Origin of the sequence: Pseudomonas sp. L13 (assembly GCF_009935965.1) — a bacterium.
GTDB classification, from domain to species: domain Bacteria; phylum Pseudomonadota; class Gammaproteobacteria; order Pseudomonadales; family Pseudomonadaceae; genus Aquipseudomonas; species Aquipseudomonas lactis.
The window spans coordinates 163124-172985 of record NZ_QODJ01000005.1 but is presented as its reverse complement, the minus strand read 5'-3'; the positions used below and the strand labels follow the sequence as shown (position 1 = coordinate 172985).

General features: G+C 61.8%; 8 protein-coding genes. 7 read left to right on the top strand and 1 reads right to left on the bottom strand.

What is annotated here, in order from left to right; all coding sequences use genetic code 11:
* Positions 1-318: 318 nt before the first annotated feature.
* Genes DK871_RS05495 through DK871_RS05480 form a run of 4 tightly spaced genes read left to right on the top strand, consistent with a single transcriptional unit; the run spans position 319 to position 3242 of the window.
* Positions 319-984 (top strand): amino acid ABC transporter permease, encoded by a 666-nt coding sequence (locus DK871_RS05495; protein ID WP_003187615.1) that lies wholly within the window; start codon positions 319-321, stop codon positions 982-984.
* Positions 965-1624: an amino acid ABC transporter permease gene (locus DK871_RS05490; protein ID WP_161904263.1), complete on the top strand. Its 660-nt coding sequence runs from the start codon at positions 965-967 to the stop codon at positions 1622-1624. The genes DK871_RS05495 and DK871_RS05490 overlap by 20 nt, the downstream gene beginning before the upstream one ends.
* Positions 1621-2397, top strand: coding sequence for an amino acid ABC transporter ATP-binding protein (locus tag DK871_RS05485; RefSeq protein ID WP_161904262.1), 777 nt, complete (start codon positions 1621-1623; stop codon positions 2395-2397). The genes DK871_RS05490 and DK871_RS05485 overlap by 4 nt, the downstream gene beginning before the upstream one ends.
* A complete protein-coding gene (locus tag DK871_RS05480) occupies positions 2394-3242 on the top strand; it encodes a transporter substrate-binding domain-containing protein (RefSeq protein WP_161904261.1) in 849 nt (282 codons plus the stop codon). Before DK871_RS05485 ends, DK871_RS05480 begins: the two co-directional genes overlap by 4 nt.
* A gap of 112 nt (positions 3243-3354) precedes the next feature.
* Here DK871_RS05480 and DK871_RS05475 read toward each other — a convergent pair whose 3' ends face one another.
* Positions 3355-4518 (bottom strand): AAA family ATPase, encoded by a 1164-nt coding sequence (locus DK871_RS05475; RefSeq protein ID WP_161904260.1) that lies wholly within the window; start codon positions 4516-4518, stop codon positions 3355-3357.
* Between the two features lie 121 nt (positions 4519-4639).
* Here DK871_RS05475 and DK871_RS05470 point away from each other — a divergent pair, with 121 nt between their 5' ends.
* The 3 genes from DK871_RS05470 to DK871_RS05460 are packed head-to-tail and all read left to right on the top strand — an operon-like array spanning position 4640 to position 9851.
* Positions 4640-5722: an efflux RND transporter periplasmic adaptor subunit gene (locus tag DK871_RS05470; protein WP_161904259.1), complete on the top strand. Its 1083-nt coding sequence runs from the start codon at positions 4640-4642 to the stop codon at positions 5720-5722.
* The gene (locus tag DK871_RS05465) at positions 5719-6789 is read left to right on the top strand and encodes an efflux RND transporter periplasmic adaptor subunit (RefSeq protein ID WP_161904258.1); all 1071 of its coding nucleotides are present in this window, start codon (positions 5719-5721) and stop codon (positions 6787-6789) included. The genes DK871_RS05470 and DK871_RS05465 overlap by 4 nt, the downstream gene beginning before the upstream one ends.
* Complete coding sequence (locus DK871_RS05460) at positions 6786-9851, top strand: efflux RND transporter permease subunit (protein ID WP_161904257.1); 3066 nt, start codon at positions 6786-6788, stop codon at positions 9849-9851. Before DK871_RS05465 ends, DK871_RS05460 begins: the two co-directional genes overlap by 4 nt.
* Positions 9852-9862: the final 11 nt, after the last annotated feature.

Below are 9862 nucleotides of genomic sequence, written 5' to 3'. Positions count from 1 at the left end.
TCCCTGCCGGTTTACCCCCCAAATCCCTGTCGAATTCCGGCCAGCGTGGTTTAACGGGGCGCCTGAGATCAAAAGCAAGATCAAGAGCGGCTCGCTTCGCATCGTGGTTACTGTTGAGCGCTACAGATTTGTGTAGATACCTATGGCTATCGCAGGCAAGCCAGCTCCCACAGAGGTTAGGTTTTTGGGTGATATCAATATGCTATTTTGGTATTTAAACTTTGATTTTTATACCTTTAAAGTTCGCGCTAGCTGACGTTATCCACGTCGGCACGGACTGCGCTCGCGGCATTACCCATGCGGCGATATGGACTGCACATGACCTTCGATTTCGCTTTTATCCTCAGCACCCTACCGGCGTTTCTCAAGGCCGTGGGTGTGACGCTGCAAGTCGGCCTGATCGCCATTGCCACGTCCTTGCTGGTGGCGCTGATCAACGCGGCGCTGCTGGTGTTTCGCACGCCGTACCTGTCGCGCCTGGTGGCGCTCTATGTGGAGTTGGCGCGTAATACGCCGCTGTTGATCCAACTGTTCTTCGTCTACTTCGCGCTGCCGGCCCTGGGCTTCAATATTTCCGGGTTCTGGGCGGCGATCATCACCATGACCTTTCTCGGCGGCGCCTACCTCACTGAAGTGTTGCGCGCCGGTGTGGAAGCAGTGCCGCTGGCGCAGATTGAGTCTGGCAAGTCCATCGGCCTGTCCGACTGGCAACTGCTGCGCCATGTGATCCTGCCCCAGGCCGGCATCCTCAGCCTGCCGGCGCTGTTCGCCAATTTCATTTTCCTGCTCAAGGAAACCACCGTGGTGTCCGCGGTGGCGGTGCCGGAGATTCTCTACACCACCAAGAGCTACATCGCCCTCTACTACAAGACCTACGAAATGCTCGCCGTGCTGACGCTGATTTGCGTGCTGTTGTTCCTGCCGTTGTCGCTGTTGCTCAGCCGCCTGGAAAGGAGGCTCCAGCATGGCCAGTTCGGGTCTTGAGTTGCTCTGGGTGTCGTTGCCGCAACTGGGCAAGGGCGCTGCGCAAACCTTGTCGATTTCATTTTTGAGCATCGCCTTCAGTACGGTGGGCGGCGTGCTCTACGGCGTGCTGCGCACCTTGAATAAGAAGGCGGTCAACGGCGTGCTGCGGGTCTACCTGGAACTGTTCCGCGCCATTCCGGTGCTGGTGTGGTTGTACCTGTTGTTTTTTGGCCTGCCGATCTTCTTCGGCCTGAGCATTCCGAGTTTCTGGTGCGCGGTGCTGGTGCTGTCGTTGTGGGGCGCCAGCGAGGTGGGCGAAGTGGTGCGTGGCGCGTTGCATTCGCTGCCCCGTGGCCAGCGCGAAGCGGGCTTGTCGATTGGCCTGTCCGGCCCACAGTTGTACGGCTATGTGCTGCTGCCCCAGGCCCTCAAGCGCATGACGCCGCCGACCATCAACGTGTACACGCGCATCATCAAGACCAGCTCCCTGGCGGTGCTGATCGGCGTGGTGGATGTGATCAAGGTCGGCCAGCAAATCATCGAGCGTACCTATGAGTCGGTATTGATCTACGGCGCGCTGTTCCTGTTTTTCTTCTTTATCTGCTACCCGCTGTCAGCCGCCTCCAAGGTGCTGGAACGGCGCTGGGCCCAAGCATGAGCGCATTGATCGAGTTCCAGGGTTTCAACAAATTCTTCGGCGAGACGCAGGTGCTCAAGGGCATCGACCTGAGCGTGCAACGCGGCGAAGTGGTGGTGATCCTCGGCCCCAGCGGTTGTGGCAAAAGTACCTTGCTGCGTTGTTTGAACGGTTTGGAAGTGGCACACAGCGGCAGCCTGCGGTTTGCAGGCCTTGAGCTGTTGGATAAAACCACCGACTGGCGCCAGGTACGCCAGGACATCGGCATGGTGTTCCAGAGCTACCATCTGTTTCCGCACATGAGCGTGCTGGACAACGTCCTGCTCGGCCCGCTGAAAGTGCAAAAGCGCGACCCCCGCGAGGCCCGTGAGCAGGCGCAAAAACTTCTAGAGCGCGTTGGCCTGGCCGACAAGCGCGACGCCTTCCCGCGCCAGCTTTCCGGTGGCCAGCAACAACGCATCGCTATCGTGCGCTCGCTGTGTATGAACCCCCAGGTCATGCTGTTTGACGAAGTCACCGCGGCCCTCGACCCGGAGATGGTCAAGGAAGTGCTGGAAGTGATCCAGGGCCTGGCCCGCGATGGCATGACCCTGCTGATCGTCACCCACGAAATGGCCTTCGCCCGCGCCGTCGCCGACCGCGTGGTGTTCATGGAGGCCGGTCGCATCCTCGAACACAACACCCCCGAGGCATTCTTTACGAACCCGCAGACCGCACGCGCGCAGCAGTTCCTGGAGAAGTTCTCCTTTGTTTCAACACTGCCCAAAAAGATCAAGGAACTGGAGCTGATATGAAAAAGTTACTGCTGCCACTGTTTGCCGTCGCCTTGCTGGCCGGCTGCGATAAAAAGGCCGAAGAGCCGGTAAAACCTGCGGCTGTGAGCTACATCGACACAATCAAAGCGCGGGACAAGCTGATCGTTGGCGTGTTTACCGACAAGCCACCCTTCGGCTTTGTGGACGAAGCCGGTCGCTACGTCGGCTTCGATACCGACATCGGCCGGCAATTCGCCAAAGACCTTCTGGGCGACGAAAACAAGGTGGAATTTGTCGCCGTGGAACCGGCCAGCCGCATTCCCTTCCTGCAAAGCGACAAGGTCGACCTGATCCTCGCCAACATGACCGTGACGCCTGAACGCAAGGACGCGGTGGACTTCACCAACCCCAATCTGAAAGTCGCGGTGCAGGCCCTGGTGCCGAATGACAGCGCCGTTAAAAGCCTGGATGACTTGGCCACCCGCACGACCATCGTCACCACCGGCACCACCGCCGATATCTGGCTGACCAAGAACCACCCGGACTGGAAGCTGCTCAAGTTCGAGAAGAACTCCGAGTCGCTGCAGGCGCTGTCGGCTGGCCGTGGTGATGCGTATGCGCAGGATAATCTGGTGTTGTTCAGCTGGGCCAAGCAGAACCCAGGCTACCGCGTACTGGAAGAGAAGCTGGGTGATGAAGCGCCAATTGCCCCGGCGGTGAAGAAGGGCAATACCGAGCTGCGTGACTGGGTGAATGCGGAGTTGGCGAAGTTGGGCGAGGAAAAGTTTCTGCTCAAGCTTTATGACCAATATGTGCGAAAAGAACTGAGCGATGACACCAAGCCTGAGAGTGTGATTGTTGAAGGCGGTAAGTGGCAGGGCTGATTGTTCACCCCGTCCTTGTAGGAGCGAGCTTGCTCGCGAAGAACGCACAGGCAACGCGGGCTACCAGATAGCGCCGCGTTATCGTTGACGTTTTTCGCGAGCAAGCTCGCTCCTACTCCGGCCAATGCCACGCCGGCGCATCCAAAATGCCCTGCCCCACAATCCGCGTTTCCCCCATCACCTTCTCCAACACAATCGAATTGCATTCCTCATCCTGCTGCAACGCCGCAATCAACCGGCTGGCATGGCTCACCACCCACACCTGGCACTGTTTCGACGCCTGGATAATCAAGCGCGCCAGTGCCGGCAACAGGTCGGGGTGCAGGCTGGTCTCCGGCTCGTTCAGCACCATCATGGTCGGTGGCCGTGGCGTCAGCAAAGCGGCGATCAGCAGCAGGTAGCGCAGGGTGCCGTCCGACAACTCCGCCGCCGACAACGGGCGCAGCAAACCTTCCTGATAGAACTCAATGGCAAAGCGGCCGCCCTGCAAGGGTTCGATATGCAACCGTGCGCCGGGGAAGGCATCACTGACCGCGTGCTGCAACGCCTCTACATCGCCCACTTCGCGAATCGTCTGTAACGCGGCCGCCAAATCCCGACCGTCGTGATGCAGCACCGGCGTGCGCGTGCCTAATTGCGGCTGGCGTACCGGCGCATCCACGTCGCTGCGAAAGTGATCATAAAAGCGCCAGCCACGAATGCTTTCGCGCAGCAGCAACACTTCCGGCGAACCGCGCAGGCTGCCCACCTGATCGAACAGGCTGTGATAGTTGGGCGTGTGCTGGGCCAGTACGTCCCAGGCGCGGCCGTCACGTGCCCGCACCATGGGACCCGAACGTTGCACCAGCAGGCTGGCCGGGCGGTAGAGGGGGCCGGCCCAGATACATTCCTTTTTAATTTCCGGGTCCAGTTTGAACTCGCTGCCGGGAACCGGGATGGGCATGCCCAGGGAGATGGCGTAGCTGAAGTCCTCCCCGGCAAAGCCCAGGCGCAAGCGTTTGACGCCTTGGGCCACCACGGCCTCCACCGGTACTTCGCCATTGCGCATGCGCCGGCTGATGTGTTCCGGCCCGGCCCAGAAGGTCGAGTCCAGCCCGCCTTCGCGGGCCAGCGCATTGATCACCCCGCCCTGGGCGGTTTCGGCCAGCAGGCGCAGGGCGCGATACAGGTTGGACTTGCCGCTGCCATTGGGTCCGGTCACCAGGTTCAGCCGGTCCAGGGGCACCACCAATTTGTTGATCGAGCGGTAATTGGCCACCGCGAGGGTTTTAAGCATATGTATTTAGTCAGCATGGGAACCATTGGAGTATGGGATCCTCCATGCAGATAAGGAACCCTGATCTAAGCTCACAGTCGCATACACACTTGCACGTCGGCATCACGCAAAAGGAGCCTGCATGGGCGGTCGCACCTCGACATTTATTTTCAGCCTTGGCCTCCTGGCGCTGCTCAGCGGCTGTGGCCAGGACAAAGCCGAGCCCAAGCAGCATTCGCGGGTGTTCGTGCAAACCGTGCAGTCGGCGGACTTTGCCGCGGCGGTGACGCTGACCGGCGATATCCAGGCGCGAGTGCAAACCGATCTGTCCTTTCGCGTGGGCGGCAAGATCATCCAGCGCATGGTCGACGTGGGCGACCGCGTCACGGCCAGGCAAGTACTGGCCAAGCTAGACCCCAAGGATTTGCAGACCAACGTCGACTCGGCCCAGGCCCAGGTCGTGGCCGAGCAGGCGCGGGTCAAGCAGACTGCCGCCGCCTTTGTGCGCCAGGAAAAACTCTTGCCCAAAGGCTATACCAGCCGCAGCGAATATGACGCCGCTCAGGCCGCGCTGCGCAGCAGTCAAAGTGCCCTGGCCGCTGCCCAGGCGCAGTTGGCCAATGCCCGCGAACAATTGGGCTACACCGCGTTGATCGCCGATGCCCCGGGCATCATCACCGCGCGCCAGGCCGAAGTCGGCCAAGTGGTACAGGCCACCGTGCCGATCTTCAGCCTGGCCCGCGATGGCGAACGTGACGCCGTGTTCAACGTGTATGAGTCCCTGCTGGTGGAACCGCCGCCCGACACGCCGATTACGGTGAGCCTGTTGGACAACCCGAGCATCAAGGCCGTGGGCAAAGTCCGTGAAGTCACGCCCGCGGTGGCCGCCAATACCGGCACCGTCCAAGTGAAGATCGCCCTGCAAAGCCTGCCCAAGGGCATGGAACTGGGCTCGGTGGTGAGTGCCACCGCCAATGGCCCGGCCAAGGCGAGCATCGAGCTGCCCTGGTCGGCGCTGACCAAAGATCTCAGCGAACCCGCCGTGTGGCTGGTGGACGGCGAGGGCAAGGCGCAGTTGCGCAAGGTCACCGTGGCGCGCTACCTCACCGGCAAAGTGATCATCGGCGAGGGCCTCAAGGGCGGTGAACAAGTCGTGATAGCCGGTGGGCAATTGCTGCACCCCGGCATGGTCGTCGAGATCGCCCAACCCGGAGCGCAGCCATGAAGCAACTGACGCTCATTGTCGCCGCCAGCCTGTCGCTGATGGCCTGCTCCAAGGAAGAGGCGCCGCCCGAACCGATACGCCCGGTGCTGTCCATGGAAGTGAGGGCCGAAGACCAGGAAAACCTCGGTCGTTTCGCCGGCACCATCCAGGCCCGCTATGAAAGCAACCTGGGTTTCCGTGTGCCCGGCCGTATCGCTCGCCGTGCGGTGGATGTTGGCGCCGAAGTGGAGAAGGGCGCGTTGCTCGCGGTGCTTGACCCCACCGACCAGCAGAACCAATTACGCGCTGCCCAGGGCGACCTGGCGCGGGTACAGGCGCAGTTCATCAACGCCCAGGCCAACGCTCGGCGGCAACAGGAGCTGTTCAACCGTGGCGTCGGCGCACAGGCTCAATTGGATGTGGCCCAGACCGACTTGAAAACCACCCAGGCGACCCTCGACCAGGCTCGTGCTTCGGTCAACCAGGCCAAGGACCAACTCAACTACGCCGAACTGCGTACCGACCATGCCGGCATCGTCACCGCCTGGAATGCCGAGGCCGGCCAAGTAGTCAGCGCCGGCCAGCAAGTGGTGACCCTGGCCCGTCCGGACATCAAGGAAGCGGTGATCGACCTGCCCGCAGGCCTGGCTGAACGCTTGCCCGCCGATGTGGTGTTCCTGGTCGCCGGCCAACTGGACCCCAGCGTGCATACCACCGCCGTGGTGCGCGAGATTGAGCCCCAGGCCCAAAGCGCCACGCGCACCCGTCGCGCACGCCTGAGCCTGGCCGAAACCCCAGCCGCGTTCCGCCTGGGCACCGCCATCAGCGTGACCTTGAGCACCGCCATCGCCCCGCGCATCGAGCTGCCCCTGAGCGCCTTGCAGGAAGTCGACGGCAAGACCCACATCTGGCTGCTCGACACCCAGAGCCAGACCGTGCAACCCCGCGAGGTCACGGTCATCAGCCGTGATGCCCACAGCGCCTTGCTCAATGGCAGCGTCAAACCCGGCGAGCGCATTGTCACCGCCGGCGTGAACAGCCTGAAACCCGGGCAAAAAGTCAAAATCGACGAGGACAGCCCGCGATGAAAGGGAGCTTCAACTTATCCGACTGGGCCCTCAAGCATCAGTCCTTCGTCTGGTACCTGATGTTCGTCGCGCTGCTGATGGGCGTGTTCTCGTACATGAACCTGGGGCGTGAAGAAGACCCGTCGTTCACCATCAAGACCATGGTCATCCAGACCCGCTGGCCGGGCGCGACCCAGGAAGAAACCCTCAAGCAGGTCACCGACCGCATCGAGAAAAAACTCGAGGAGCTCGACTCCCTCGACTACGTGAAAAGCTACACCCGGCCGGGCGAGTCCACGGTGTTCGTGTTCCTCAAGGACACCACCAGTGCCAAGGCCATCCCGGAGATCTGGTACCAGGTTCGCAAGAAGATTGATGACATTCGCGGCACCTTCCCCCAGGGCTTGCAGGGGCCGTCGTTCAACGATGAATTCGGTGACGTGTTCGGCTCGGTGTACGCCTTTACCGGCGACGGCCTGTCGATGCGCCAGCTACGTGACTACGTGGAGCAGGTGCGCGCCGAGATCCGTTCGGTGCCGGGGCTGGGCAAGGTCGAGATGATCGGCCAGCAGGACGAAGTGATCTACCTGAACTTCTCCACGCGCAAACTCGCGGCCCTGGGCATTGATCAGCGCCAGGTCGTGCAGAGCCTGCAATCGCAAAACGCCGTGACCCCTGCCGGGGTGATCGAAGCCGGGCCGGAACGCATCTCCGTGCGCACCTCCGGGCAGTTCGCCTCGGAGAAAGACCTGGCCAACGTCAACCTGCGCCTCAATGACCGTTTTTATCGGCTGGCGGACATCGCCGACATCAGCCGTGGCTATGTGGACCCGGCGCGGCCGATGTTCCGCTTCAACGGCAAGCCGGCGATTGGCTTGGCCATCGCCATGCAGAAGGGCGGCAATATCCAGTCGTTCGGCAAGGCCCTGCACGGGCGCATGGACGAGCTGACCGCCGACCTGCCGGTGGGCGTTGGCGTGCACAAGGTGTCCGACCAGGCCGAAGTGGTGGAGGAGGCCGTCGGCGGCTTCACCAGCGCATTGTTCGAGGCGGTGATCATCGTACTGGTGGTGAGCTTTATCAGCCTCGGCATGCGCGCCGGGTTGGTGGTGGCGTGCTCGATCCCGTTGGTGCTGGCGCTGGTATTTGTGTTCATGGAATACAGCGGCATCACCATGCAGCGTGTGTCGCTGGGCGCGTTGATCATCGCCCTCGGCCTGTTGGTGGATGACGCGATGATCACCGTGGAGATGATGATCACGCGCCTGGAAAAAGGCGAAACCAAGGAACAGGCGGCGACCTACGCCTATACCTCCACGGCATTCCCGATGCTCACCGGCACCCTGGTGACCGTGGCCGGCTTCGTGCCGATTGGCCTCAACGCCAGTTCGGCGGGCGAGTACACCTTTACCTTGTTCGCGGTGATTGCCGTGGCGATGCTGGTGTCGTGGGTGGTGGCGGTGCTGTTTGCGCCAGTGATCGGTGTGCATATCCTCAGTGCCAATGTGAAGCCGCACAATGCCGAGCCGGGGCGCATCGGCCGCGCCTTCAATGGCGGCATGCTGTGGGCCATGCGCAACCGCTGGTGGGCGATTGGCATCACCGTGGCGCTGTTCGTGGCCTCGGTGTTTTCCATGCAGTTTGTGCAGAACCAATTCTTCCCGTCGTCGGACCGCCCGGAAATCCTCGTCGACCTGAACCTGCCGCAGAACGCCTCGATCAACGAGACGCGCAAGGCCGTCGACCGCCTCGAAGCGATCATCAAGGACGACCCGGACATCGCCCGTTGGAGCACCTATATCGGCCAGGGCGCGATTCGTTTCTACCTGCCGCTGGACCAGCAGCTGGAAAACCCTTACTACGCGCAACTGGTGATTGTGAGCAAAGGCCTGGAAGAGCGTGGCGCCCTGATCGCCCGCCTGCAACAGCGCCTGCGCGATGATTTTGTCGGTATCGGCAGCTACGTGCAGCCGCTGGAAATGGGCCCGCCGGTAGGGCGGCCGATCCAGTACCGCGTGTCTGGCAAAGACATCGACCAGGTGCGCAAGCACGCCATCGAACTGGCGACCTTGCTCGACCAGAACACCCACTTGGGCGAGATCATCTACGACTGGAACGAGCCGGGCAAAGTGCTGCGGGTGGACATCGCCCAGGACAAGGCGCGGCAACTGGGGCTGTCGTCGGAAGACGTGGCACAGTTGATGAACAGCGTGGTCAGCGGCGCCGCAGTGACCCAGGTGCACGACGATATCTACCTGATCAACGTGGTCGGCCGCGCCGAAGATGCCGAGCGCGGTACGCCGGAAACCTTGCAGAACCTGCAGATCGTCACGCCCAACGGCACCTCGATTCCATTGCTGGCGTTCGCCACCGTGCGTTACGAGCTGGAGCAGCCGCTGGTGTGGCGCCGTGACCGCAAGCCGACTATCACCATCAAGGCCGCCGTGCGCGATGAGATGCAGCCGACCGACCTGGTCAAGCAGTTGGCGCCGACCATCGAGAAATTCAGCGAAGGCTTGCCGGTGGGCTATAAAGTCGCCACCGGCGGTACCGTGGAAGAAAGTGGCAAGGCTCAGGGGCCTATCGCCAAGGTGGTGCCGTTGATGCTGTTCCTGATGGCCACCTTCCTGATGATCCAGTTGCACAGCGTGCAGAAGATGTTCCTGGTGGCGAGCGTCGCGCCACTGGGGCTGATCGGCGTGGTACTGGCGTTGATCCCCACGGGCACGCCCATGGGCTTTGTGGCGATCCTGGGGATCCTGGCGCTGATCGGTATCATCATCCGCAACTCGGTGATTCTGGTCACACAGATCCACGAGTACGAAGAGGCCGGCTATACGCCGTGGGATGCGGTGGTGGAGGCGACTGAACACCGGCGCCGGCCGATCCTGCTGACCGCCGCCGCCGCGAGCCTGGGCATGATCCCGATTGCGCGGGAAGTGTTCTGGGGGCCAATGGCTTACGCGATGATTGGCGGGATCATCATTGCGACGTTGCTGACGTTGCTGTTTCTGCCGGCGCTGTATGTGGCCTGGTACAAAATCCGCGAGCCGAAACAGGAGCATCAGCCACAACGCGATTAATTCTGTAGGAG